At 68.5% G+C, this 24,240-nt stretch carries 22 protein-coding genes; 7 read left to right on the top strand and 15 right to left on the bottom strand.

All coding sequences use genetic code 11. The features are described 5' to 3' along the window. The first annotated feature begins 38 nt into the window (after positions 1-38). Positions 39-440, top strand: a complete 402-nt coding sequence (locus tag M0G41_RS03225; RefSeq protein ID WP_248204971.1) for a SirB2 family protein — start codon at positions 39-41, stop codon at positions 438-440. Positions 441-1,169: 729 nt separating this feature from the next. On the opposite strand, the gene M0G41_RS03220 is transcribed toward M0G41_RS03225, so the two are convergent. The 6 genes from M0G41_RS03220 to napE are packed head-to-tail and all read right to left on the bottom strand — an operon-like array spanning position 1,170 to position 5,794. Beyond that, positions 1,170-1,769 carry a cytochrome c3 family protein gene (locus M0G41_RS03220; protein WP_248204969.1) on the bottom strand — a complete coding sequence of 200 codons (600 nt, stop codon included), beginning with the start codon at positions 1,767-1,769 and terminating at the stop codon, positions 1,170-1,172. A gap of 1 nt (position 1,770) precedes the next feature. Then, on the bottom strand, positions 1,771-2,346 hold the full coding sequence (locus M0G41_RS03215; protein WP_248204967.1) for a nitrate reductase cytochrome c-type subunit: 576 nt from the start codon (positions 2,344-2,346) through the stop codon (positions 1,771-1,773). Positions 2,347-2,356: 10 nt separating this feature from the next. Beyond that, positions 2,357-4,849 (bottom strand): periplasmic nitrate reductase subunit alpha, encoded by a 2,493-nt coding sequence (napA, locus tag M0G41_RS03210; protein ID WP_248204966.1) that lies wholly within the window; start codon positions 4,847-4,849, stop codon positions 2,357-2,359. Beyond that, on the bottom strand, positions 4,846-5,115 hold the full coding sequence (locus M0G41_RS03205) for a chaperone NapD (protein ID WP_248204964.1): 270 nt from the start codon (positions 5,113-5,115) through the stop codon (positions 4,846-4,848). Before M0G41_RS03205 ends, napA begins: the two co-directional genes overlap by 4 nt. After that, a complete protein-coding gene (gene napF / locus M0G41_RS03200; protein WP_282452639.1) occupies positions 5,112-5,633 on the bottom strand; it encodes a ferredoxin-type protein NapF in 522 nt (173 codons plus the stop codon). Before napF ends, M0G41_RS03205 begins: the two co-directional genes overlap by 4 nt. Further along, positions 5,630-5,794, bottom strand: coding sequence for a periplasmic nitrate reductase, NapE protein (gene napE / locus M0G41_RS03195; RefSeq protein ID WP_248204959.1), 165 nt, complete (start codon positions 5,792-5,794; stop codon positions 5,630-5,632). The genes napF and napE overlap by 4 nt, the downstream gene beginning before the upstream one ends. A 161-nt stretch (positions 5,795-5,955) precedes the next feature. Here napE and M0G41_RS03190 point away from each other — a divergent pair, with 161 nt between their 5' ends. Then, the gene (locus tag M0G41_RS03190; protein WP_248204957.1) at positions 5,956-6,711 is read left to right on the top strand and encodes a helix-turn-helix domain-containing protein; all 756 of its coding nucleotides are present in this window, start codon (positions 5,956-5,958) and stop codon (positions 6,709-6,711) included. 28 nt (positions 6,712-6,739) lie between these two features. On the opposite strand, the gene M0G41_RS03185 is transcribed toward M0G41_RS03190, so the two are convergent. Continuing rightward, a complete protein-coding gene (locus M0G41_RS03185; RefSeq protein WP_248204956.1) occupies positions 6,740-7,924 on the bottom strand; it encodes an alginate export family protein in 1,185 nt (394 codons plus the stop codon). Between the two features lie 132 nt (positions 7,925-8,056). On the opposite strand from M0G41_RS03185, the gene M0G41_RS03180 reads away from it, so the two are divergent. The 3 genes from M0G41_RS03180 (at position 8,057) to M0G41_RS18770 (ending at position 12,619) form a co-directional block, all read left to right on the top strand. Beyond that, positions 8,057-9,274: an NnrS family protein gene (locus M0G41_RS03180; RefSeq protein WP_248204954.1), complete on the top strand. Its 1,218-nt coding sequence runs from the start codon at positions 8,057-8,059 to the stop codon at positions 9,272-9,274. Between the two features lie 4 nt (positions 9,275-9,278). Further along, positions 9,279-11,204, top strand: coding sequence for a pyridoxal phosphate-dependent decarboxylase family protein (locus tag M0G41_RS03175; protein ID WP_248204952.1), 1,926 nt, complete (start codon positions 9,279-9,281; stop codon positions 11,202-11,204). Between the two features lie 128 nt (positions 11,205-11,332). Then, the gene (locus tag M0G41_RS18770; RefSeq protein ID WP_248204951.1) at positions 11,333-12,619 is read left to right on the top strand and encodes a GGDEF domain-containing protein; all 1,287 of its coding nucleotides are present in this window, start codon (positions 11,333-11,335) and stop codon (positions 12,617-12,619) included. Between the two features lie 395 nt (positions 12,620-13,014). Here M0G41_RS18770 and M0G41_RS03165 read toward each other — a convergent pair whose 3' ends face one another. Together M0G41_RS03165 and M0G41_RS03160 are read right to left on the bottom strand one after the other, a co-directional pair. Then, a complete protein-coding gene (locus M0G41_RS03165) occupies positions 13,015-13,734 on the bottom strand; it encodes a sterol desaturase family protein (protein WP_248204949.1) in 720 nt (239 codons plus the stop codon). Beyond that, positions 13,731-14,216, bottom strand: a complete 486-nt coding sequence (locus M0G41_RS03160; protein WP_248204948.1) for a DUF1801 domain-containing protein — start codon at positions 14,214-14,216, stop codon at positions 13,731-13,733. The genes M0G41_RS03165 and M0G41_RS03160 overlap by 4 nt, the downstream gene beginning before the upstream one ends. A 297-nt stretch (positions 14,217-14,513) precedes the next feature. Here M0G41_RS03160 and katG point away from each other — a divergent pair, with 297 nt between their 5' ends. Then, positions 14,514-16,727 carry a catalase/peroxidase HPI gene (gene katG / locus M0G41_RS03155; RefSeq protein WP_248204945.1) on the top strand — a complete coding sequence of 738 codons (2,214 nt, stop codon included), beginning with the start codon at positions 14,514-14,516 and terminating at the stop codon, positions 16,725-16,727. A 586-nt stretch (positions 16,728-17,313) separates the two neighbouring features. Here the strand turns inward: katG and M0G41_RS03150 are convergent. The 5 genes from M0G41_RS03150 to M0G41_RS03130 form a co-directional block, all read right to left on the bottom strand. Next, positions 17,314-18,435, bottom strand: coding sequence for a serine hydrolase domain-containing protein (locus M0G41_RS03150; RefSeq protein ID WP_248204944.1), 1,122 nt, complete (start codon positions 18,433-18,435; stop codon positions 17,314-17,316). 104 nt (positions 18,436-18,539) lie between these two features. After that, positions 18,540-19,421, bottom strand: coding sequence for an RNase adapter RapZ (rapZ, locus tag M0G41_RS03145; protein WP_248204942.1), 882 nt, complete (start codon positions 19,419-19,421; stop codon positions 18,540-18,542). 178 nt (positions 19,422-19,599) lie between these two features. Beyond that, on the bottom strand, positions 19,600-20,169 hold the full coding sequence (locus tag M0G41_RS03140; protein WP_248204941.1) for a glycine zipper 2TM domain-containing protein: 570 nt from the start codon (positions 20,167-20,169) through the stop codon (positions 19,600-19,602). A gap of 61 nt (positions 20,170-20,230) precedes the next feature. Further along, positions 20,231-20,947, bottom strand: a complete 717-nt coding sequence (locus M0G41_RS03135) for an alpha/beta hydrolase (RefSeq protein ID WP_248204939.1) — start codon at positions 20,945-20,947, stop codon at positions 20,231-20,233. Further along, entirely contained in the window at positions 20,931-21,359 is a 429-nt protein-coding gene (locus M0G41_RS03130) for an OsmC family protein (protein ID WP_248204937.1), read from the bottom strand. The genes M0G41_RS03135 and M0G41_RS03130 overlap by 17 nt, the downstream gene beginning before the upstream one ends. A 590-nt stretch (positions 21,360-21,949) precedes the next feature. Here M0G41_RS03130 and M0G41_RS03125 point away from each other — a divergent pair. Beyond that, positions 21,950-22,921, top strand: coding sequence for a threonine ammonia-lyase (locus tag M0G41_RS03125; RefSeq protein WP_248204936.1), 972 nt, complete (start codon positions 21,950-21,952; stop codon positions 22,919-22,921). A gap of 237 nt (positions 22,922-23,158) precedes the next feature. Here M0G41_RS03125 and M0G41_RS03120 read toward each other — a convergent pair whose 3' ends face one another. Beyond that, positions 23,159-24,220 carry a threonine aldolase family protein gene (locus M0G41_RS03120; protein ID WP_248204934.1) on the bottom strand — a complete coding sequence of 354 codons (1,062 nt, stop codon included), beginning with the start codon at positions 24,218-24,220 and terminating at the stop codon, positions 23,159-23,161. Positions 24,221-24,240: the final 20 nt, after the last annotated feature.

Raw genomic sequence — 24,240 nt, 5'->3', positions numbered from 1 at the left:
TCCCTGAGGTGCCCGGCAGCGCGGAGGAGGTCCGAGGAATGATTGCCTACTATCCGCAGATCAAGATGCTCCACGTCGCCTGCGTGATCGCCAGCCTCTCGCTGTTCGCCTTCCGCGGCACCTTCAGCGTGCTGCTGGAGAAGCCATGGGGCGACCATGGTGTTCTGCGCTACGCCTCCTATGCGGTGGACACCGGCCTGCTGACCTTTGCCCTGATGCTCGCCACCATGCTGCATCTCGGGCCCATCGCCCAGCCCTGGTTCGGGACCAAGCTGGTCCTGCTTGTCCTCTACGTCATGCTGGGTGCGTTGGCCCTGCGGCGCGCCCGCACCCGCGCCATGCGCTTCGCATGCTTCTTCGCGGCATTGCTCGTCGCCGCATGGATGTACGGCGTGGCCCGTGCCCATCACCCGGCGGGCTGGTGGGTCCTGCTCGGCTGAATCCTCCGAGGAAACGGCCCTTGGGCCTTCGCAGGCGCCCTGCGATCCTGCGCCCGGTTCCTGTCGAGCCGAGCCGATCGCGCTCGATGCGGGTCTGCGCAGCGTAATGAATAGACAGCGGCAGTCTGGCGGCAATCCCGGTTAGGCAGACTCGACTCCATGAAGGCGAAGTGGGGGCGCGAAGCAGACGTTCCGCAAAACCCGAATGTAGGAGCCAGCTTGCTGGCGATCGTCCCTTCCGGGGCGCCTATCGCCAGCAAGCTGGCTCCTACGTGCAACGGCGTTGCCAGGCCCGGTCTGCGCCGCCAAGTAGGCCTTGCCGCAGTCAAACTGTGGGAGTGCCCTTGGGCGCGACCGTGGCGCTATGGATTCACCACAGACCGCAGCCAGAGCGGAACTCCGCTGTCGCGCCCAAGGGCACTCCCACAGAACATCTGCCCAATTGATGTGCCGGGGCGAATGCGAACGTTGCGCCCAAAGTGCCCCTGGGCCGCGGCATCCGCCGGGTGCATCAACGCTCGCGAGGGTGCCGCTGCGGGCGGTTTCCCTCGACGCTCGCGGCGGTAGAGGTAGCGGTAGCGATAGCGATTGCAATCGCGGCTGCGGTTGCGTCATGCGAGCCGCAGCGCCGGAACCGGACGCTCGGGCACGGCGAGCACGCGGGGGGCGGCGCCATGGCCGATGCGCTGCATCAACGCATCTTCCCTGCCTGTCCCGAGGCTGGTCGGGTCAGCCCTGCGGCACGCCCTGCATGTCCGGCAGTCGATGGGCGATGCCCTTGTGGCAGTCGATGCAGGTCTTTTCGCCCTCGGTCAGGAATCGCTCGTGGATTTCGCCGGCGCGGCGACTTTGCCGGGTGAAGTCCATCGATTCGAAACTGTGGCAGTTGCGGCACTCCAGCGAATCATTCGCTTTCAGCCGCGCCCACTCGTGCTGGGCCAGTTCCAGGCGCTTGTCGAGGAACTTCTCGCGGGTGTCGATGGTGCCGAACACCTTGCCCCATACCTCCTTGGAGGCCTGCATCTTGCGGCCGATCTTGTCGGTCCAGTTGTGCGGGACGTGGCAGTCGGGGCAGGTCGCGCGCACGCCGCTGCGGTTGCTGTAGTGGATGGTCGGCTTGAGCTCCTCGAACACGTTGTTGTTCATCTCGTGGCAGGAGACGCAGAACTGCTCGGTATTGGTGACCTCGAGGGCGGTGTTGAAGCCGCCCCAGAAAATGATCCCGGCGATGAAGCCGCCGAGGGTCAGGAAGCCCAGGCTGAAGTGCAGACTGGGGCTGCGCACCACCCGCCAGCTGCGTTGGAGCAACCGCGTGACGGCTCGCAACATCTCAGCGCTCCTTCCCTGCGGTGATCACCCGGTCGACATCGAGGAAGCCGTTCTCGACCAGCGGCTTGGCATCGGTCTGCACGACGTGGCACTGGTTGCAGAAGAAGCGTCGGGCAGAGATCTGCGCCAGAACCTGGCCCTCGCGGTCCATGAAGTGGGTGACGCTGACCATCGGGGCCTGAAACTGCTCGGAGCCGCCCCGCGAGTGGCAGATCATGCAGCGATTGGCCTCCTTGCTGACCTGGTAGCCGTCGATGCTGTGCGGGATGGTGGGCGGCTGCTCTGGCCAGCCGCGCTGGCGGCGCAGGTCCTGGTTCTCGACCCGGGCCATCGGTGCGGCGGGCGGCTCCTCGGTCAGCGGCGCGCCGCGGCGCAGGGCGTCGATCGAGCGGTATTCGGTGGCAGACGGCGCCGGGGTATTGGCCTCGGGGTCCTGGGCCAGTGCCGGCAAGACCAGCGCTGCCGCCAGCATCATGCAGGCCAGCACGGCGACCACTGACCAGCGTCCGACGATGATCGACCCGCGAACGGCGCGCGATGTGCTCGCGGTGGTGGCTTCGGGGCTTGAAGGGTTCATGCTGCGCTCCTCAGGCCTGGACGATGCGGCAGGCGCATTTCTTGAAGTCGGTCTGCCGCGAGATCGGGTCGTTGGCGTCCAGCAGCAGCTTGTTGATCAGCACGCTGGCGTCGAACCAGGGCACGAAGACCAGCCCCTTGGGCGGGCGATTGCGGCCGCGGGTCTCGACCCGGGCGAGGATCTCGCCGCGCCGCGACTGCAGTTTCGCGGTCTGCCCGCGGCGCAGACCGCGCGCCTTGGCATCGTCCGGATGCATGAACACCGGCGCCTGCGGGAACGACTTGTAGAGCTCCGGAACGCGCATGGTCATCGAGCCCGAATGCCAGTGCTCCAGCACCCGCCCGGTGACCAGCCAGAGGTCGAATTCCTCATCGGGCGGCTCGTGCGGCGGCTCATAGGGCAGGGCCCAGATCACCGCGCGGCCCTCTGGATTGCCGTAGAACTTCCAGCCCTCGCCCTTGGCCACATACGGATCGCTGTCCTCGTGATAGCGCCAGCGGGTTTCCTTGCCGTCGACCACCGGCCAGCGCAAGCCACGCGCGGCGTGGTAGACGTCGAAGTCGGCCAGGTCCTTGCCCTTGTGCTCGCCAAAGCGACGGTACTCCTGCCACAGGCCCTTCTGCGCGTAGAAACCGAAGGCTTCCGCCTCGTGGTTCTCGTAGCCGGCCTCGATATCGCTGACCGGATAGGCATCGACCTGGCCATTCCGGAACAGCACCTCGAACAGGGTCTTGCCGCGGAACTCCGGATTGGCCGCCAGAAACTCCTCGCCCCAGCACTCATCGGTGGTGAAGCGCTTGGAGAACTCCATCAGCTGCCACAGGTCCGAGCGCGCCTCGCCCGGGGCACGCACCAGCTGGTGCCAGAACTGGGTGCGCCGCTCGGCGTTGCCGTAGGCGCCTTCCTTCTCCACCCACATCGCGGCCGGCAGGATCAGGTCGGCGGCCTGGGCCGTCACCGTGGGGTAGGCGTCGGAGACGACGATGAAGTTGTCCGGGTTGCGGTAGCCCGGCAGGCCCTCCTCATTGAGGTTCGCCGCGGCCTGGATGTTGTTGTTGACCTGCACCCAATAGGCGTTGAGCTTGCCGTCCTTGAGCGCACGGTTCTGGTCGACCGCATGGAAGCCCGGCTTCTCCTTGATCGTGCCCTCGGGCACCTTCCAGATGTGCTCGGCCTTCTTCCGGTGTTCGGGATTCATCACGACCATGTCGGCCGGCAGGCGGTGGGCGAACGTGCCGACCTCGCGGGCGGTGCCGCAGGCAGAGGGCTGGCCGGTCAGCGAGAACGGGCTGTTGCCGGGCGTGGCGATCTTTCCGGTCAGGAGGTGGATGTTGTAGACCATGTTGTTGGCCCACACGCCGCGGGTGTGCTGGTTGAAGCCCATGGTCCAGAAGCTCATGACCCGGACCTTCGGGTCGGCATAGAGCTCGGCGAGCTTCTCCAGCCAGCCGCGCTCGGCGCCGGTCATCTTCACCGCGTAGTCCAGCGTGTACGGGGCGACAAACTTCGCGAAGGCGTCGAAGTCGATCGGCTCGCCGCTGTTGGCCTTGTCTGCGTTCCTGGCTGCCTGCTGCAGCGGATGTTCCGGACGCAGGCCGTAACCGATGTCGGTCGCGCCCTGCATGAAGCGAGTGTGTTTATCGACGAACTCGCGATTGACCCGGCCGCTCTTGATGATGTGGTTGGCGATGTAGTTGAGGATCACAAGATCGGTCTGCGGGCCGAACACGATCGGAATGTCGGCGAGGTCGAAGCTGCGGTGCTCGAAGGTCGAAAGCACGGCGACCTTTACGTGCGGATGCGACAGTCGGCGGTCGGCGACCCGGGTCCACAGGATCGGATGCATCTCGGCCATGTTCGAGCCCCACAGCACGAAGGCATCGGCCTGTTCGATGTCGTCGTACACGCCCATCGGCTCGTCCATGCCGAAGGTGCGCATGAAGCCCATTACCGCCGAGGCCATGCAGTGCCGCGCGTTGGGGTCGATGTTGTTGCTGCGGAAGCCGGCCTTGAACAGCTTGTTGGCGGCGTAGCCTTCCCAGATGGTCCACTGCCCCGAGCCGAACATGCCGACCGCCTCCGGGCCCTTGTCCTTGATCACCCGCTTGAACTGCGCGGCCATCACGTCGAAGGCCTCGTCCCAGCTGACCGGCTCGAACTCACCGTCCTTGGCGTAGGCGCCGTTCTTCTTGCGCAGCAGGGGCGTGGTCAGGCGGTCCTTGCCGTACAGGATCTTGGACAGGAAATAGCCCTTGACGCAGTTCAGTCCGCGATTGACCTCGGCATGCACGTCGCCGTGGGTGGCGACCACGCGGCCCTCCTTGACCGCGACGTTGATCCCGCAGCCGGTGCCGCAGAAGCGGCAGGGCGCCTTGGACCACTTCAGTTCGGTCACCGGACGCTCGAGCAGCACGTTCTGCGCTGCGGCCGGCAAGCTGATGCCGGCGGCGGCGGCCGCACTGGCCACGGCGGACTGGCGGACGAAGTCGCGTCGGCTGGTCATGGACTGATCTCCTGGTCGAGGCTTTCGGCGTCCTCGGCATGGTGGTGCACGAGGTTCACCGCGTGGATTCCGGGAAGGGCTTGCAAGGCGTCGACCACCTGCATCAGGGCCGAGTCGCTGTCGGCCTCGCAGAGCACGATGCTGCGGTTGCGCTCGCGAAGCGCCAGCTCGGCGTCGCGGCGCTCGCCGAGCAGGGTGTCAATCACGGCGCAGGCGTCCTCGCGGTGGTGGACGACCAGGCTGGCGATATGCACAAGGCGGCTCATGGCGACGCGGCCGATTGTGAGATGGCGATCCGCTGCAGTCGAAGCGCCGAGGTGGGACAGGCCCCGATGCAGGCGCCGCAGCCGCTGCATGCGCTCGCATCGATCATCGGTGCACCCAGCCCGGCACCGGGTGGGAAGCGGATCGCCCGCTCTCCGCAGGCATCACGGCAGGCCTGGCAGACCACACCCTGCCCAGACAGGCAGCCCGCGCCGAGCGCCGCGCGCCATGGCCACTCCGCGAGCAGCGAGGGCAGCAGGGCCTGGTCTGCGCAGGCTGCCACGCAATCGCCACAGAAGGTGCATTCGCCCAGCGACGGGTCGAGGATCGGAAACCCCCCGTCTGCCCTGACCAGCACCCGCTCGGGGCAGGCCTCGACGCAGCCGTCGCAGCGGATGCAGCGATCGACGAACAGCGCCTCGTCGACGGCCCCCGGGGGCCTGGGGCGCGAGTCCACCTGCCGTCTGCCGCGCAGGAAGGCGCGCCGCGAGGGTGACGGCCTGACCAGCGCGCCGCTCATACGCCGGGCGGCCCGAAGATCATCTGCCAGATCCACACGGCAAAGCCGAAGCCGGACACCAGCAGGACCGAGAGCAACGGAAACAGGAAGACCGTGATGAACAGGAAGGCGCGCAGTTCCTCGCTGCGGCGCGGGTCGGTACGGGTCGCTGGGCTGGGCATCAATCCTCCCGTCTGGCCTGGGATGGCCGAACCACGACTTCAGCACACGGGGTCCAGGACGGTTTGCGTCAAGTCAAATTCCCGCGGTGTCCGTGGGCGGCTCGCCCCGATCCACGGCCGCGTGGCTATGATTGGGCGGATCGCGAGCCAAGGAATCCTCCGTGTCCTCACTGGAACCGAGCCCCGCAGTACCGGTGCCGGTCGCCGATGATGGCGACGCCCTGCATTTCTGCAGCACCTGCGCCTTTTCCGCGGCCTGCATGGCCGAGGGCTACGACAAGTCCGCCCTGCATTCGCTGCACTGCCTGGTCGAGCACGAGGGGCCGCTTGCCGCCGGCACCCACCTGTTCCGGGAGGGCGATCCGTTCCAGTCGATCGCCGCGGTGCGTGCCGGGACGGTCAAGACCTACGTGGTCGACGAGGAGGGCGGCGAGCAGGTCCATGGATTCTTCCTGCCGGGCGAGGTGATCGGCCTGTCGGCGATCCACGGCGAGCGCTATCCCTGCAACGCGGTGGCGCTGGATACCGTGACCATCTGTCGTTTCTCCTTCCCCATGCTGGCCACGCTGGCGACGCGCATGCCGGGCCTGCAGCGGCACCTGTTCCGCCTGCTCAGTCAGGACATCGGCAAGGCCGCCCTGCTGGCTGGCGACTTCAGCGCCGACCAGCGGGTCGCGGCCTTCCTGGTGGCACTCTCGCGGCGGTACGCGGCGCGCGGGTTCAGCCCGACGCGCTTCAACCTGACCATGTCGCGCGGCGACATCGCCAGCTACCTGCGACTGGCGCCGGAAACCGTCAGCCGCGTGTTCCGCCGGATGGCCGACGAGGGGCTGCTGCACGTGGACCGACGCGAGGTCGAGTTCCTCGAACCCGCGCGCATGCTCGACCTGGCGCGTCCGGTGCTGCGCGGGGGCTGAGCCTCGCGCAGCGTTCTTCGTCTGCAGTTCAGAACGCATACTCGACGCTCACCCATGCCTTGTCGACGTCGCTGGCGAAGCCCTCGCTCCGGTAGTGCGCCACCTTGAACAGAACGTTCCACTGGGCGTCGACCTTCCAGCCGAGCGAGGCGTCAAGCTCATCGCCGTAGCGGGCGCCTCCCTGATCGGCTTCGAAGCGGTGCAGGCGAAGGCTGGCCATGACACTGCCAAAGCCGCGGTTCCAGCCCAGCCAAAGGTCGCGCAGGCCGTGCGGCGGGGTGGTCAGGAAGCGGTCGGCCCAGCCGTTGAAGGCGTGCAGGGTCGCCAGCGGAGTCTGGAACGCGTAGCGCCCATCGCCGCCCAGTCGCTCGAGCCCGATCCTGAACTGGCCCGCGGCCAGCCGGGTACCCAGCTCGGCCGAGGTAAAGTTCGCGCGATTCCCGCCGAGGCCGTCGGCATGCGGACGCTGCTGGGCGAACTCCGCGACAAAGTCGAGGGCGGGCGCCTCGCCTATGCTCAGGCTGCCTTCGTAGCGCAGGCCGAGGTTTCGATGCGATGCGTCGGGGAGGCTGCGGTTGTCCAGCCACAGGCCAAGAATGGCCAGCCGTCCGGGCCCCAGCGTGGTGGTGGCCTCGACGACATGGGTGTCGAGATCCCAGCGTGCGAGAAGCGGATTCGGATGCTCCGCTCCGAACACCCGGTTGACCCGGTCCAAGTAGACGTAGCGCAGCGAGGGCCCATCGAAGGCGAACTGCAGGTCGAGCGCATCGAAGGTCTGCTCGTTCTGCCGCCAGCCCACCGCGCCCACAAACCGTTGGTTGCCAAGATTCAGGCGCTGCCGCCCAAGGGTCGCGGCGAGCGGTCCCTGCCTGAGCCGCGCCCAGGCCTGGTTGAGCTCGGTGTTGTCGGGGTCGGCCACCGTCGGGAAACCCGCCGCGCCGTTGGCGGTGCTGTTGTAGCGCTCGCCGAACAGGTGCCCGGTGTGTTCGGCCTCGAGGAAGCCTGACCAGCGCGGAGAGATCTCGAACAGATGGCCGAGCCGCAGTCGGTAGGTGGTGGCCTCGGCCCGCCGCGCGAGGGCTGCATCGTCGACGTTCTCGTGGCGCAGTCGCAGGTACAGGCTGGGGCCGCTCCCGGCCGCCGCCGTGCTCGGCGGGCCCGCAAGCAGGGCGGCGATCGACAGGGGGATCAGCAGGCGGGCGATGCGGGGCATGACGGGTCCTCGGGCAGTGGTGCTTCGGAATCCAGTCTGATCGTCGGGACAGCCCATCGCCCTGATCTGGATCATGGCAGGGCCCGGGATTCGCGCTCAGGCTCGAGGCAGCTGCCCCACCGGTCGAGTTCCATGGCTACCTCCACCGTTTCCCTTCCGGCCTGGCCGATCACGGCCACCCCGCACCGCATCCTGTTTGCGGTGGGCGCCCTCAATCTGCTCCTGGCGATGGCCTGGTGGGCCGGCTGGATCGGCCGGCTTCGCTGGGGGCTGCCCGGCGTACCCCAGGACGGCCTCTACGGCGGCAGCGTGCATGCGCTGGTCATGCCCTATCTGGTGCTTGGCCCGTTCCTGTTCGGCTTTCTTTACACCGTGTTCCCGCGATGGATGCCGGTGCCGGCCTTCTCGCGCCGGCACTACCTGCCCACTGCCGCCTGCCTGCTCGCAGCGCAGGGCCTGCTGCTGGCCTCGGCCTGGCAGGGCGGCCTGGTGCTGGCGGCGGCCCTGATCGGCCTCGTTGGCTGGGCAGGGGGCGCAGGCCTGCTGCTGGATCGCCTGCGCCACGACCCGACGCGCTGCGTGCACGGGCTGAGTATCGGCCTGGCGATGCTGGTGGGGCTTGGTGGCTGGTCCAGCTTCGTCCTTCATGCGCTGACCGGGGATCCCGCCTGGCTACAGGCCGCGACGCGCGTGGGCGTGCATGGCCTGCTCCTGCCGGTCTACCTGTCCGTGGCCCACCGCATGTTTCCGTTCTTTGCCCAGTGCGTCGTGCCGGGCTACCAGCCGTGGCGGCCGGCGGCGTGGCTCTGGCTTTCGGTGATCTGCAGCCTGGCGCATCTGGTGCTGGACATCTCGCGGCTGTCGGACCTGCTCTGGCTTGCCGACCTGCCGCTGGCGGCGCTCGGCATCGCCTGGCTCTGGCGCTGCAGTCCGCCCGCCGGCAGCCCCTTCGTGCTGCGCGCGCTGTTCCTCGGCATGCTCTGGCTGCCTGTTGGCGCGACCCTGTCCGGCGCGCAGTCGCTGGCGCTGTATGTCGGTGTCGACCTGGTGCCGCTGCGGGCGCCGCTTCACGCCTACACCATCGGCCTGTTCGGCGCACTGCTGGTCGCCATGGTCAGCCGGGTGAGCCGGGGCCATTCCGGCCGGCCGATCCGGATGAACCTCGTCGACCGGTTTGCCTTCTTCGCCATCCAGATGGTGGCCCTGCTCCGCATCGGCGCGGAGTGGACCCGCGATCCCTGGGCGCTCAACGGCGTGGCCGCCGCCCTGTGGGTACTGGTTCTGACGCCCTGGCTGCTCCAGCATCTTGCCTACTGGTCCAGCCCCAGGGCGGACGGCAAGCCGGGATAGCTCGATGAGCGATCCCGCCCTGCATCCCTGCTTCCTCGGTCCCTATGCCGAGAATGACGCCCTGCTCGAACAGCTGGTCACCGAGTTCCTGCGCGACCACGTCTACTGGCGGCGCAACATCCATCCGGAAGATCCACCGGCCATCCCCACCCGGGCCCGCCACCGGGCGGACTTCCAGGCCTTCGAGGCCCGGCTGCGCCGCGAACTGCACCTGCTGTCCGCGGCGCTGAAGCGCTCGGTGCCCTTCCACAGCCAGCGCTACCTGGGGCACATGGTCAGCGACCTGCTGATTCCGGGACTCGTCGCCCAGATCCTGACCCTGCCGTACAACCCGAACAATGTCAGCGAGGAGGCGGCTCCGGTCACCCTCGACATGGAGCGTGAGGCCGGCATGCAGCTCGCCGCCATGCTCGGCTACGGGGTCGATGCGCGCCGGCTGCCCTGCGCGTTCGGTCACCTGACCTCGGGAGGCACCACGGCCAACTTCCAGGCGCTGCGCCTGGCCCTGGCCCTGAAGTGCTACCCGCTTGCCCTGCGCGCCGCGAGGCTGGATGGCATCGACCTTGCGGGCGACGACCTCGACGCCTTCCTGATGCCGGTCGACCGATCGATCGAGGTGATCTGCGCGGCGCAGCGCCTGCTCTCGGCGATGTCACCGCGAGAGCGTCAGCAGGCCGGCCGACGCATCGAGGAGGCCCGCGTCGAGCAGATGGGACTTGCCGCCTTCCTGGATGCCCATCCCGCCCTCTCCACGCCCCTGGTCCTGGCGCCGGCCACTGCGCACTACTCGTGGAGCAAGGGCATGAAGCTGCTCGGTCTTGGCCGGCGCCAACTGGTGCAGCTGCCCGAGGCCGGGATGCGCATCTGCGCCGAGGCCGCAGACGAGCTGATCGATCGTCTGGAGCGCGAGCGGCGACCGGTGCTGCTGGCAGTCGGCATTCTCGGCAGCACGGAGTTCGGAACCATCGACCCGATCGACCGTCTCTGCGATGCGCGCGACCGCTCTGCGGGGCGCGGTTTCGGGTTCGGCGTGCACGTCGACGCCGCATGGGGCGGCTACCTGATGTCTCTGTTGCGCGATGAGCAGGGCGGGCTTCGCGGAATCGATGCAGTGGGCCGCGAGTTCGCACGCTTTCCGCGTCCCGAGGTCTACCGGGCCATGTCCGCCGTATCGCGGAGCGATTCGGTCACCATCGATCCACACAAGCTCGGATACCTGCCGTATGGCGCAGGCGCCTTCCTGTGCCGGGACCGGCGGCCGGTGGAACTGCTGGCTGAGGCGGCGGACTACGTCTTCGATGAGGCAGGATCGGGCGAGCCGGGCAGCGGCTACAGCGCGATCGGCCGCTACGAGATCGAAGGCTCCAACCCGGGCGCCATGGCCGCGGCGGTCTGCGTCACCCATCGGGTCATGCCGCTCGACGCCGCCCACTTCGGCCGCATCCAGGCCGCGACCATCCGCGGCGCAGAGGCCTTCCGCGACCTGCTGGCCGACTGGGTGCCGCGCATGGCACCGCGGTTCCGTGTGGTCGTTCCCTTCGAGCCGGACTGCAACCTGCTGTGCATCGCGCTGAATCCCGTGGGCAATGAAGATCTCGCCGCCTGCAACGGCTTCATGCGCCGACTGCAGGCGCGACTCGCCGTCGACCCGGCGATGCCGCGACCGGAACAGAGCTTCTACGGCAGCAGCACCACGCTTCGCGGCGACGCCCTGGGCGGCGAGGCGATGCGGGCGCTGCTGCAGGCACTCGGCATCGCTGCCCCGGCCGATGGCGAGGAGCTGGCGGCGCTGCGGCTGAAGGTGCTTCGCCACACGCTGATGAACCCGTTCCTGCTCGACGAGGTCAATGGGATCAACTATCTGGCCCGCTACCTCGCATATCTCGAAGTGCTGCTGCCCGAGCTGCTGGAGACGCATGCCGGGCGCTGAAGGCGCAGGCTGGGTGCATCGGCGGCCGCGCGGCAGTGGGGCGGCTTCAGGCGCAGTCGCCGGTTGCCGCGATCGCCGCAGGTCGCGACCAGGCGGCATACTGGCCGGGGATGTCCGCGGGAGAGGATGTGATCTGGCTCGTTCTTCAGGCCTGCTTGTTGGCGCTCACCCTGCTCGGGCTGTTTGGTCTGCGCCGGCGGATCGGGATGGTTCCTCTGTATGTCTGCCTTGGCACGCTCCAGGTGCTGCAGACGCTCAGCGCCGGGCTGTTCGTGCCAACCCCGCTCGGCATCGAGTTCAGTCCCGGCTCGTCGCTCATGTTCGTGATGGGCCTGGTCGCGGTACTGATCGTCTACATCCGCGAGGACGCCCTTGAGGCGAGGCAGCTGATCTATGCCCTGCTCATCGGCAACCTGCTGAGCGGCCTGCTGCTCCTGAGCCTGGCCGCCCAGGTCCATTACGGCGAGGTGCGTGACCTGGTCGGGATCTCCTTCCAGGGCCTTGCGACAAGCGCCGGAATGCTGGTCCTTGGCAGCCTGTTGCTTGTACTGGACGCGCTGGCGGTGGTGGTGGTCTACGAGTTTCTCGCCCGGCGCTTGCCTGTGCTGGCGGCTATGCAGTTGACCCTTTGGCTGGTTCTCGCCGCGGACAGCCTGCTGTTTCTCGGCATCGCTTTCTGGGGAACTGCGGGACTGGGCGCGCTGCTGCTGAACTCCATCCTCGCCAAGAGCATTGGCTCGACATTCTTCGTGACGGTCGCCTGGTGGTACCTGCGCCGTTGGGAGCGCGAGCTTCCGCTGCCGACAGCCGTTGGCGAGTCCCGCGGCCTCTTTGCCATCCTGACCTATCGTCAGAAGTACGAATGGGCCCGCAGCGCGGCTCTTGAGGATGCCCTGACCGGGGTTTTCAACCGGCGCTATTTCGATGCCACCGCGAGTCATGACCTCGAGATGGCACGCCGCATGGGCCAGCCCATGGCGCTGATCCTGGTCGATCTCGACTCCTTCAAGCAGGTCAACGACGTGCATGGGCATCTGGTGGGCGATGCGGTACTGAAGGCGGTTGCCGGGTACCTCGCGACGACCCGCCGCCGGGCGGACTACGTGGCGCGCTTCGGTGGCGAAGAGCTGGTCATCGTCCTGCCCGGGGCCGATGTCTCCAAGGCTGCAGGCGTCGCCGACGAATCGCGCAGAGCGGTGGAGGCCTTGTTCTCGCGCGGGCTCAGTCCGGTCGAGATCACGTGCAGTATGGGGGTCGCCGCGTTCCCCGAGGATGGCCCCAGTCTGGAGGCCGTCCTGGAGGTAGCCGACAGGCGCCTGTACCTGGCCAAGGAGACGGGTCGGAACCGGGTCGTCGCGTCCGAGCCCGAAGGAGAATGGGCGCCGGGAGGCACAGGCACCGCGGCGACGCGGTAGAAAGTGGCAGCCTGCCCGGGGCGCAGAGTTCGCATTCACCGCGTCCCATCGAATGGGCCGATCTTCTGTGGGAGCGCCCTTGGGCGCGACCGCGGAGTTCCGCTCTGGCCGCGGTCTGACGTGAAACCGTAGCGCTGCGGTCGCGCCCGAGGGCGCTTCCACCGTGGGGCTTTGCTGGGCGTCAGCGAGGCCCCATGGGGCGTGTCTTGGCGCACCGATACGGGCATTCATAGGGTACGCCCGGTGCGGCCAGCCGCACCCTATGAGTGTCTTCTTTGCGCTCTCTTGTCCGCCCCGGAACACCGGAGATGGTGATCGGGCGGCACTCCGCTGCGGCAGGGCGCAACCGATGGTCTGCGGTGATCGACCGGCCTGCGCCCGAAGACATTCGTCGGCTAGCGCGAGGCCTTCTCGCCCGTCGCTTGCGTCGCCGGGCGCTGCTCGGCCCCGGCCAGCGGGCGGCGGCGCAGCGTCCCGCACAGCCAGTCGCCCAGCGGATAGCTGATATTGAAGTTGGCGTGCGCCATCTGCCGCGGGTCGTGGTGGGTCTGGTGCAGCCACTTCAGGCGCCGGACCAGGGGGATGCGGGCGATCGAGTGGGCGGCGGGCAGGTGGTAGGCGGTATGCAGGAACTCATAGTTCAGGTAGTAGGCGATGGCCGTGGCGATGAACAGCCAGGCCACGTTGCTGCCGAAGAAATAGTCCAGAGCCCACCAGGCCGGGATGCCGAAACCGCCGAAGAAGAACAGCACCAGCGAGGGCGGGAAGAGCACGGCGCGCAGGTCGCGCAGGCCGTCGAACGGCATCGCCTGGTCGGTGAAGAAGCGGTGGTGCTGGCCGGCGTGCCGCTTGTAGATCAGCCCCAGTCCGCGGAACGGCCGGTGCATCGGCCAGCGGTGGCCGACATATTCGGCGAAGTTGGCATAGAGGAAGGCCGCCGGCACGGCCAGCAGTTCCACCGGGCGCAGGCCATCGACCAGCCACAGGCAGGTGGCGAAGGCGAGCAGGCCGCCGCCGAAGGTGAACAGCAGGTGGCCGAGCGGGCGATAGCCGTGCGGAATCTCGGTGGCGCGGTAGTGCTCGCGGTAGCGCTGGATGGCAGCGTGTTCGATCACTTCGCCCCCCGCTTGGCCTTCCGCTTCGCCGCCGCGGTCTGCGCCCTGGAAGCTTCGTAAAGGGCGATGAAATCCTCGACCGATGTGGAAGCGATCAGCGGCCCGATCAGGTCCTCCGGTGGCGGCGCCTGGTCCGGGAAGCGCAGGCAGCACTTGCCCATGTCCAGCTTGAGCCCGCGCGCCGCGTAGGCCTCGCGCAGCGCCTTCTCGCTGTCCGAATCGGCGTAGACGTTCATGAGATAGATCGCGTTGTGCCGCTTCTGCGCGGCCAGCGCCACATAGCCCAGCGGCTGCTTGTTGTAGGCGTCGGGATAGCGCGAGAGCGGGATCACCCAGCCGATCATGCCGAAGGCCATGCATTCCTCGTAGCCATCCGGCAGGTGGCGGTTGACCATGTCGCGCACGGACGAAATCACCGCGCGACGGTCCGGCGGCAGTTCCTTCAGATAGGCGCTGACCGTGTCGGCCTGGCTCTGGACCACGGGATCTCCTCCCTGCAGGGCAGTCCCGGGACATTGAAGCGCAGCACCGGGGTGATTGCCAGTCGCAGCGCGGGGCCTGGCTGAGCCTGCTGGCCGGCGCGTTCAGGTCATAGGTGGGATCTATGGAACTGGTCTAAACAATCTATTTCAACCGGCGGTCGCGGGGGGCTAGTCTGCTTTCACACCCCTCGCGCAACGAAAGCGTGGCAAGGGGAGTATTGTTGCGGATGCGCGGTCGGCCTGAACATGGCGTTTGCGCGGGGCAGCATCCAGCCACCCGAAAGAGGAGGGAACAGCATGTCGAATGAATCGAAGTGCCCGATGTCGGGCGGTCTCGGCCATCTGCGGATGGGCAAGGGGCCTCGCAATCTTGACTGGTGGCCGAACGCGCTGAACCTGCGCATCCTGCACCTGCACTCGGAGAAGTCGAATCCGCGCGGTGGGGAGTTCAACTACCGCAAGGAGTTCCGCACCCTCGACCTCGATGCGGTGGTCAAGGACCTGCACGCGCTGATGACCGACTCGCAGAGCTGGTGGCCGGCGGACTATGGCCACTACGGGCCGTTCTTCATCCGCATGGCCTGGCACGCGGCCGGCACCTATCGCATCTATGACGGGCGCGGTGGCGGCGGCACAGGTGACCAGCGTTTCGCACCGCTGAACAGCTGGCCTGACAACGGCAACCTCGACAAGGCCCGTCGCCTGCTGTGGCCGATCAAGAAAAAGTACGGCAAGAAGCTCAGCTGGGCCGACCTGTTCATCCTGACCGGCAACGTGGCGCTGGAGTCGATGGGCTTCAAGACCTTCGGTTTCGGTGGCGGTCGCCCGGACATCTGGGAGCCGCCCGAGGACGTCGATTGGGGTCCGGAGCGCGAGTGGCTCGCCACCAGCGACAAGGAAAACAGCCGCTACTCCGGTGATCGCGAGCTGGCCAACCCGCTGGCTGCCGTGCAGATGGGGCTGATCTACGTCAATCCGCAGGGCCCGGACGGCAACCCCGACCCGCTGGCCTCGGCCAAGGACATCCGGGTCACCTTCGCCCGCATGGCGATGAACGACGAGGAGACCGTCGCGCTGACCGCCGGTGGACACACCTTCGGCAAGGCCCATGGCGCCGGTCCCGAATCCGCGGTGGGTGCCGAGCCGGAAGGCGCGGATGTCGAGGCGCAGGGCTTCGGCTGGGCGAGCAAGCACGGTACCGGTCTGGGCGATGACGTCATCACCAGCGGCATCGAGGGCTCGTGGACGCCCACTCCGACCAAGTGGGACAACAGCTATTTCGACGTGCTGTTCGGCTACGAGTGGGAGAAGGTCAAGAGCCCGGCGGGTGCCTGGCAGTGGCATCCCAAGGACCTCTCCGAGAAGGACATGGCACCGGCTGCGCACAACCCGCAGAAGAAGGTCACGATCATGATGACCACCGCCGACATGGCGATGCGCATGGATCCGGCCTACGAGAAGATCTCGCGCCGCTTCAAGGACAACCCCGACCAGTTCGCCGACGCCTTTGCCCGCGCCTGGTACAAGCTGACCCATCGCGACATGGGTCCGCGCTCGCGCTACCTCGGCAAGCTGGTGCCCAAGGAAGTGCTGATCTGGCAGGACCCGGTGCCCGATGTCGACCATCCGCTGATCGACGAAGCCGATGCGGATGCGCTGAAGAAGCAGGTGCTGGCCTCCGGCCTGTCGACCCAGCAGCTGGTCGCCACGGCCTGGGCCTCGGCCTCGACCTATCGCGGCGGCGACAAGCGCGGTGGCGCCAATGGTGCGCGTATCCGGCTCGCCCCGCAGAAGGACTGGGAGGCCAACCAGCCGGCCCAGCTGGCCAAGGTGTTGTCCACGCTCGAGGGCGTTCAGAAGGCCTTCAACGGCTCGGCCAAGGGCGGCAAGAGGGTTTCGATGGCCGACCTGATCGTGCTGGCCGGCAATGCGGCGGTCGAGGATGCCGCGGCCAAGGGCGGGGTGAAGATCAAGCTGCCCTTCCACCCGGGCCGCACCGACGCCACCCAGGAGATGACCGACGTCGAGTCCTTCGAGCCGCTGGAACCGCGCGCCGATGGCTTCCGCAACTTCGCCAAGCAGGGCATGGAGGAAGATGCCGCCGAGAAGCTGGTCGACAAGGCCCAGCTGCTGACCCTGACCGCGCCGGAGATGACCGTCCTGATCGGAGGCCTGCGAGCGCTGGACGCCAACGTCGGTGGCAGCAAGCACGGCGTGTTCACCGACCGGCCGGGCGTGCTGAGCAATGACTTCTTCGTCAACCTGCTCGACATGCGCACCAAGTGGGCGCGCAAGGAAGGCGAGAAGTACGTGCTGGAAGGCCGGGACCGCCAGACCGACAAGGTGCGCTGGACCGCCACCGTCGTCGACCTGGTCTTCGGCTCGAGCTCGCAGCTGCGCGCCATCGCCGAGGTCTATGCCGAGGACGACGCCAAGGAGAAGTTCGTCCACGACTTCGCCAAGGCGTGGACCAAGGTGATGGAGCTGGACCGCTTCGACCTGCACGACTGAGCTATCTGTTCAGCGTGAAGCGTACAGGACGGCCCGGGAAACCGGGCCGTTCTGCGTTGTGGGGATCGGCGAACGCGGGCAGGTCGTTCGCGGCGATCCATTCGGATCCGGGCATCGCGCCCGCCGGCTGCCGTCGGACTGCCCTTATCGGCCGGTGGAGGTCTGCGATGGGCGCGAAGCAGACCTTCCGCAGAACCCGGATGTAGGAGCCAGCTTGCTGGCGATCGGCGCCCCGGACGGGACGATCGCCAGCAAGCTGGCTCCTACACGCAGCGGTGCTGCAAGGTCCGGTTTGCGCCGCAAAGCTGGCCTTGCAGCAGTCGAATTGTGGGAGTGCCCTTGGGCGCGACCGCAGCGCTAAGGATTTACTACCGACCGCGGCCAGAACGATCTCCGCGGTCGCGCCCAAGGGCGCTCCCACAGTCGGGCGTCGTTGGGCGGTCGGCGAAGGCCTATAGGGTGTGCCTCGGCGCACCGATATGGGCGTTCGGACGGTACGCCCGGTGCGGCAAGCCGCACCCTATGAATGTCCGATTTGCGCATCCTGCGCATCCGTGTGCGACCGACGGATCGGATCGGCGCCCCGCTATGGCGCACCGCGACCTTCGAAGTCGGCCTGGAAGATGCCGGGAAAACGCTCGAATTCGGGACAGCCCGCGGCGGTGGCGATGCGCAGGTCCTCGATCATCTGCAGATAGACCGGATAGGCCTGCAGGTTGATGCCGGGCAGGGCGCGGATCATGAAGACGCCGAACAGGCCGGCCTCGAAGTCGATCCAGGGCATGAAGCCGAAGGCGCCGAGGCTGTGGATCAGCGGCGGACGGCCGGACTCGCGCTCGACGATCCAGGCGCCGAGGCTGTAGCGGACCGGCGGCTGGGCGGTGGGCGGCGGGTCGATCACGGCCAGGCTGCCGATGCGGTCGCGCCACAGCTCGAACACCGCATCGCGTGAGAGCAGCCGGTGGCCATTGGCCCAGCCGCCGTTGAGCAGCACGTGCAGCAGGGCGCCGTAGTCGCGCAGCGATGCCCGGGCGCCGCCCGCGATCATGTAGTTGGTGGTGGGCCCAAGACCCTGCCAGTCGATGCGGGTGATGCCGAGCGGCGCGCCGATCCCGTCCTGCCAGCCCTGCTCCCAGTCGACTCCGGTGGCCAGTTCGGCGATGCGCCCTGCGACGTGCATGGACACGCCGCCGTAGGCGAACTGGCCGCCTACCGCATAGCCTGGTGCGAGATCGCGGCAGCACTCGATCTGCGAAACGGCCGCGGCCAGGCTGATCCCGCGGTCGGTGATCAGCGGGTCCGCCGAGTCGTTCCCATAACCCGAGGTATGCGCGAACAGCTGCTCGATCGTCATCGCGCCGCGCTGGGCGCCGAAGCCGGCCAGCCAGCGTTCGACCCGGTCGTCGAGCGGCAGCTGGCCGCGGTCGGCGAGCTGCAGGATGCGCACCGCGCTGGCCAGCTTGCTGGCCGAGGCGATGGCGACCACGGTGTCGGCCGCATAGCTGCCCCGGTACTGCTGCAGCAGCAGGCCCTGCCGGGTGCCGAGCAGCAGGGCGCCGCCGGGCAGGCCGCGGTCGGCAAGCAGCTGTTCGAAGCGCTGCACGGCCGGTGAGTAGTCGCAGGCCGCGGCACGCGCGGCGCCGACGGGCAGCGCGGTCAGCAGCAGGGCCAGCGCGAGCAGGCACGCGGCGGAGGGGGAAGCGGGCATCGGTGCGGGTCCCTTCAAGCGAGGGTCGAGGTCCATGTGCGGACGTCAGCCAGGGACAACGTGCAGGTGCGCGATCGGTTGACCGGGACCTGCCTTCGCCTCGCTCACTCGATCTCGCGGTGGAAGGCCAGGGTCTGCTCGCGCCCGCCCTCGCGCAGATGGTCGGCGAGACGCTCGGCCAGGTAGACCGAGCGGTGGCGGCCGCCGCTGCAGCCGAAGGCGATGGTCACGTAGCTGCGCGACTCGTTCTCGAAGCGCGGCAGCCAGTTGTCGATGAACTGGGCGACCTGCTGGAAGTAGGCCTGCATCGTCGGCTCGGTCCCGAAATACTCGCGCACGGCGGCGTCCTTGCCGGACAGCGGCCGCAGCCGCGGATCCCAGTGCGGGTTAGGCAGGCAGCGCGCGTCGAAAACGAAGTCGGCATCCTCGGGCACGCCGTGGCGGAAGGCGAAGGACTCGATCAGCAGGGAGGTGCCGCTCTGCTGGGCAAAGCCCAGCTCGGTCACGATCAGTCGGCGCAGCTGGTGCACATTCAGCTCGCTGGAGTCGATCACCTTGTCGGCGATGGCCACCAGCGGCTTCAGCAGCCGGCGCTCGAGGGCAATGGCCTCGGCCAGGCGCACTTCGCCCCGCCCCAAGGGATGCCGGCGGCGGGTATCGGCGTAGCGCTTGATCAGCACCTCGTCGCGGGTGTCGAGGAAGAGCAGCTGGTGCTGCAGGCCGGCCGCGCCGACCTCGGACAGGGCGCTGGGCAGGTGCGAGAGGTCCTCGGCGCGGTTGCGCACGTCGATGCCCACCGCCAGCCGGGTCGGCGGGTTTTCGTTGGCCATGATCGAGCGGACAAAGTCCGGCAGCAGGTCCGAGGGCAGGTTGTCGACGCAGTAGCACCCAAGATCCTCCAGCGTGCGCAGCACCACCGACTTGCCCGAGCCGGACAGGCCCGAGACGACGATCAGCTGGGGGGTGAGGGGGTTGATCTCGGACATGGTCGAGGGCGCTCGCGATCCGGCAGTCTGCAAGGGTAGAGCATCCGCCGGGAGCTGTCGGCATGCGCGGCGTCAAGGACGCGGCGGAGCGGCGCCCTGCCGCGACCGTTCGGGGGCGGGAAACGGACGGGGCGCCCGAAGGCGCCCCGCGACACGCTGTTGCTTCAACCCGACGCGCCTAGGGCACCGGACGGATATCGACCTGCACGCGCAGCCGGTCACCCGGGTGGTAATCGGTCACGGTGTTGAAGACCTGGCCGTTGTAGCGATAGGTGACGTCGTAGCCGGTGACGCGCTCTTCGCTGAAATACTCGGTGTTGACCCGGCAGCGCTCCTCGTAGCGGACGTACTCGCGCCCGCCCTCGTAGTAGCCGCCGCCATACCGGCGCTGGTCATTGCGCACCGCCTGGTAGCCGAGGATGGCGCCCGCCGCGGTCGCCGCATCACGGCCGCCACCGCTGCCGAACTGGCTGCCGATCACCCCGCCGACGATCGCACCGAGCACCGCGGGTCCGCGATCCTCACGGGCGTGGCGGTAGCGGGCCGGCTCGCGGTAGCGCACCGGCTCCCTCCAGCACTGGTCGCGCTGCACCGGCCGCTGGTAGCGCTCGATGATCGGGTCGACGCGGATCACCTCGGCATAGTCGTAGCCCGAAGGGCCGTGGTGTCGACCGTAGGAGGTGGCGCCCGCGTTTGAGGCGGCCATGACGCCGAGGGTGGCCAGGGCCAGGACGGACTTGCGGACCATATGCGTTTCCTTATCGAGCGCGCGGGCAGCCCGCGCAACGACGATGCTGGGAACCGCGCACTTAATTCCCTCTGAACCCCCGCGACGTGTTCAGCCAGGCGACAGCGTGGGCGGCGGGCTCATGGGCGCGCTCACCGAGCAGCGGAGACAGGTGCCCGCCGGGAAGACGCAGCAGGCTGGCGCCCAGGCGCAGGGCCAGCGCGGCGCTGATTTCCGCGGGCACGTCGTGGTCGGCTTCGGAGGCGACGATAAGGCACGCAGCGGCAGGTGCGTCGATCTCGATGCCCGCGCGTGCGGCATTCAGCACCCGGCCGGATTCGTCCCGCCAATGGCGGAAGGCAAACAGCCTCGCCGCTGCATCGGCGTCCTCCATGGCCTCGAACGTGCCGGCGAAGCGGCCGGCCGAGGCCCAGGGAATCACCGGTGGATAGGGCTCGCGGAGCGGCATCCGCTCGCACTCGGGGGCCGGCGGCATGAGATTGACCAGCACCCGCGGCAGCGCCCGGGCCGCCGGACAGGCGAGGCACAGCAGGCCGCCAAGGCTCGCACCGACCAGGGCCTGCGGGCGCAGCGCCTCGATCCAGCCGGCGAGCTGGCAGAGATAGTCGTCGAGCGTGGTGGCCGCTAGACCGGCGGGCGAGGGCTGCAGGTCCGGCGCCGAGACCGTCCAGCCGGCGGCCTTGAACACACCGCTCCAGCGGTTCCATTCCCAGCCGCCGCCACCGGCGCCGTGCACCATCAGGACACGGCGCGGACCCGGGTCAGCCGAGGCTGGCATCCATGCTGACCGGCACCGACAGGGCGCGGGAGATCACGCAGTTCTTCTTCGCCTCATCGGCAAACCCGGCGAAGCGCTCGGCGTCGATGCCCGGAACCTTGGCTTTCACCGTCAGGTGGATCTGGGTGACGGTCGGCGCCGGGGACATTTCCAGCGTCAGGTCGGCGCGGGTCTCGATCTTCTCCGCGGTGATTCCCGCGTTCTGCATGATGAAGGACAGGGCCATCGAGAAGCATCCGGCGTGGGCCGCGGCCAGCAGCTCCTCGGGATTGGTGCCCTTGTCATCCCCGAAGCGGGTCTTGAAGGAGTAGTTCTGGTCGGCGAACAGGCCGCTCTGCGGCGTGCTCATCACGCCCTTGCCGGCGTTGAGGTCACCTTCCCAGCGGGCGGTCGCGTAGCGCTTGAGTCCCATCGGCTTGTCTCCTGTGGCAGCGCCCGGCGGTCGGGCGCGAGGGTCGACAGTGTACGGCCGCGATCGGGGCGGGAGTGGAACACCCCAAAGGGCGGGGCGCCGCACGGGCCGGAAGGGGCGCAAAATTCGCATTCGCCCCGGTCCCGCTGTAGGAGCCAGCTTGCTGGCGATAGGCGCCCCGGATGGGACGATCGCCAGCAAGCTGGCTCCTACATTCGGGTGTTGTGGAAGGTCTTCTTCGCGCCCGGACTTGCCAATCGCCGAGCGGCTAGGCGGCGAGGCTCCCGAGGCCGTCGAGCAGCTCCTCGCCGATGATCTGATCGGCCTTGAGGATGACGGTGAAGCCGTCCTCGCGGCGGGCCATGCCGGCGATGGCTCCGCTGCGCGGCGACGAAGCTCCACTGGTTGCGGCTAGGACGCACCGATACGGGGCTTCGGACGGTATGCCCAGTGCGGTCAAGCGCACCCTATGAGGGTCTGGCGCGCGCGGCTCGACGAGCCTGGGCGCGGCGTCCGGCGAGGGTTGATCCCTGCCCCGGGCTGCCTCCCCCGGGTACGATGCCGGCTTCCCGTTCCCGACCGCTCCCCGCATGCAGCTTCCCGATTCCATTCCGACCCCCGCGGACATCGCCGATGCGGCGCGCCGGATTGCCCCTCACGCCCGGCGAACGCCGGTGCTGCGCTCGCGCTCGATCGAGGCGCTGGCCGGCTGCGAGATCCACTTCAAGTGCGAGAACCTGCAGCGCGCGGGCGCCTTCAAGTTCCGCGGCGCCTGCAATGCGGTGTTCTCGCTGAGCGACGAGGAGGCGGCGCGCGGGGTGGTGACGCAGAGCTCGGGCAACCACGGCGCCGCAGTGGCGCTGGCCTGTCGCGAGCGCGGCATCGCGGCGACCGTGGTCGTCCCGCGCAGTGCACCGCGGATCAAGCTGCGCGCCATCGAGGCCTTCGGTGGGCGCATCGTGCCCTGCGAGGTATCGCAGTCGGCGCGCGATGCAGCGACGCGGGAAGTCCTCGCCGAGACCGGAGCCAGCTATGTGCATCCATTCAACGACACCCGGGTGATCGCCGGCCAGGCCACCGCCACGGTGGAGCTGCTGGATGAGGTGGGCCATCTCGACGTGGTGATGGCGCCGGTATCCGGCGGCGGGCTGATGTCGGGCGCGGCCCTGGCCGCCCACTACCGCGACCCGGCGATCCGCGCGATTGGCACCGAGCCGGAGAAGGCCCGCGACGCGCACGACTCGCTGCTCGCCGGCGAGCGCATCACCGGCCGGCCGACGCCCACCATCTGCGATGGCCTGCGCGCCGAACTGGGCCCGCTGACCTTCAGCATCCTGCGCGAGCATCTGGAAACCATCCTGCTGGCCGACGAGGCGCCGATCATCGAGGCCATGCGCCTGATCTGGGAGCGACTGAAGCTGGTCATCGAGCCCTCCTGCGCGGTGCCGCTGGCGGCCCTGCTGGCGCATCGCGAGCGCTTTGCCGGGCTGCGGGTGGGGATGATCCTGTCCGGTGGCAATGTCGATCTGGATGCGCTGCCCTGGCAGGCGGATCGAGACTGAGCCTCGGGCCGCGAAAGCCCTGCACTGAGGAGGCGTTCGGACTTCGATACCTCAGCCCGAACGGGTGTCGCGGCGTGATGGGTCTCCGATACTTCGGTCCGGTTGGGCGTGGGCGCGTGGCGGGGTCTGGATTCCCCGGCCCGGATGGGGGCGGATTCTCGATGCGGTATTGCCCAAGGCCAGTTGCCGTGCGAGCCCCACGGCCGTGCGTGAGGCATCAGGTTTCGCCGCCGCGGTTCAGGCCTTGCGCGCGGCGGCCACGCAGTCGGCGGTGGCCTTGAGGAAGGCGTCGACCTGGTCGGCGCTGCTGGCGAAGGAGCAGATCAGCCGCTGGGTGCGGCCGCCGGTTTCATCGCAGGGCGTGATCCAGGGATAGAACGCCGCGCCGCGGGCGCGCAGGGCCTCGGCCACGCCATCGGGAAAGGCAACGAAGACCTCGTTGATCTGGCACGGATGGACGATCTCGACGCCGTCGATGGCGGCGAGGCCTTCGGCCAGTCGCCGGGCCATCGCGTTGGCCTGGCCGGCCAGCTGCAGCCAGGCGTCCTCGGCGAGCAGGCCCTCGAACTGGGCGGCGAGGAAGCGCTGCTTCGACCACAGCTGGCCCGCGCGCTTGCGGCGGAAGGCGAAGTCGCGGGCGAGGCCGGGGTCGAAGAACAGCACGGCTTCGGCGGCCATCGCACCATTCTTGGTGCCGCCGAAGCAGAGCACGTCGACGCCGGCGCGCCAGCTGATCTCGGCCGGATGGCAGCCCAGCGTGGCCACCGCATTGGCGAAACGGGCGCCGTCCATATGCACGCGCAGCCCCTGCTCGCGGGCCAGCGCGCCGAGCGCCGTCAGCTCGGCCGGGGTGTAGACCGTCCCGCATTCGGTGGCCTGGGTCAGCGAGAGCACCGAGGGCGGGCAGCCGTGCGGGGGGCGCTCCGGAAAGCCGCGCAGCGCGGCCCGTACCGACTCCACCGTGAGTTTCGCCGAGGGGCCGGGTACGGGCAGAAGCTTGGCCCCGCCGGTGAACATCTCCGGCCCGCCGCATTCGTCCATCTGGATATGCGACTCGGCATGGCAGACCACCATGCCCCAGGGCGGCGACAGCGCCGACAGCGCCAGCGCATTGGCCGCGCCGCCGGTGCTGACCATGAACAGCGCGACCTCGTGATCGAAGACCTCGGCAAAGCGCCGCTCGACGGCTCGCGTGAGGTCATCGCCGCCATAGGCCGGGGCCAGGCCCGCGTTCGCATGCTGCAGCGCCGCCATCACCGGCTCGGCCACGCCGGCCCAGTTGTCCGAAGCGAACTGCATGGGCGGATCCTCCTTGATCT

The organism is Pseudomarimonas salicorniae, assembly GCF_023156535.1.
GTDB classification, from domain to species: Bacteria; Pseudomonadota; Gammaproteobacteria; order Xanthomonadales; family Xanthomonadaceae; genus Pseudomarimonas; species Pseudomarimonas salicorniae.
This window is presented reverse-complemented; position numbering and strand designations above follow the sequence as displayed.

Bases quoted from the DNA above. Each gene is read 5' to 3' on its own strand.
- M0G41_RS03225 (WP_248204971.1), top strand. From the start codon at position 39: ATGATTGCCTACTATCCGCAGATCAAGATGCTCCACGTCGCCTGCGTG.
- M0G41_RS03220 (WP_248204969.1), bottom strand. From the start codon at position 1,769: ATGTTGCGAGCCGTCACGCGGTTGCTCCAACGCAGCTGGCGGGTGGTG.
- M0G41_RS03215 (WP_248204967.1), bottom strand. From the start codon at position 2,346: ATGAACCCTTCAAGCCCCGAAGCCACCACCGCGAGCACATCGCGCGCC.
- napA (WP_248204966.1), bottom strand. From the start codon at position 4,849: ATGACCAGCCGACGCGACTTCGTCCGCCAGTCCGCCGTGGCCAGTGCG.
- M0G41_RS03205 (WP_248204964.1), bottom strand. From the start codon at position 5,115: ATGAGCCGCCTTGTGCATATCGCCAGCCTGGTCGTCCACCACCGCGAG.
- napF (WP_282452639.1), bottom strand. From the start codon at position 5,633: ATGAGCGGCGCGCTGGTCAGGCCGTCACCCTCGCGGCGCGCCTTCCTG.
- napE (WP_248204959.1), bottom strand. From the start codon at position 5,794: ATGCCCAGCCCAGCGACCCGTACCGACCCGCGCCGCAGCGAGGAACTG.
- M0G41_RS03185 (WP_248204956.1), bottom strand. From the start codon at position 7,924: ATGCCCCGCATCGCCCGCCTGCTGATCCCCCTGTCGATCGCCGCCCTG.
- M0G41_RS03180 (WP_248204954.1), top strand. From the start codon at position 8,057: ATGGCTACCTCCACCGTTTCCCTTCCGGCCTGGCCGATCACGGCCACC.
- M0G41_RS03175 (WP_248204952.1), top strand. From the start codon at position 9,279: ATGAGCGATCCCGCCCTGCATCCCTGCTTCCTCGGTCCCTATGCCGAG.
- katG (WP_248204945.1), top strand. From the start codon at position 14,514: ATGTCGAATGAATCGAAGTGCCCGATGTCGGGCGGTCTCGGCCATCTG.
- M0G41_RS03150 (WP_248204944.1), bottom strand. From the start codon at position 18,435: ATGCCCGCTTCCCCCTCCGCCGCGTGCCTGCTCGCGCTGGCCCTGCTG.
- rapZ (WP_248204942.1), bottom strand. From the start codon at position 19,421: ATGTCCGAGATCAACCCCCTCACCCCCCAGCTGATCGTCGTCTCGGGC.
- M0G41_RS03140 (WP_248204941.1), bottom strand. From the start codon at position 20,169: ATGGTCCGCAAGTCCGTCCTGGCCCTGGCCACCCTCGGCGTCATGGCC.
- M0G41_RS03135 (WP_248204939.1), bottom strand. From the start codon at position 20,947: ATGCCAGCCTCGGCTGACCCGGGTCCGCGCCGTGTCCTGATGGTGCAC.
- M0G41_RS03130 (WP_248204937.1), bottom strand. From the start codon at position 21,359: ATGGGACTCAAGCGCTACGCGACCGCCCGCTGGGAAGGTGACCTCAAC.
- M0G41_RS03125 (WP_248204936.1), top strand. From the start codon at position 21,950: ATGCAGCTTCCCGATTCCATTCCGACCCCCGCGGACATCGCCGATGCG.
- M0G41_RS03120 (WP_248204934.1), bottom strand. From the start codon at position 24,220: ATGCAGTTCGCTTCGGACAACTGGGCCGGCGTGGCCGAGCCGGTGATG.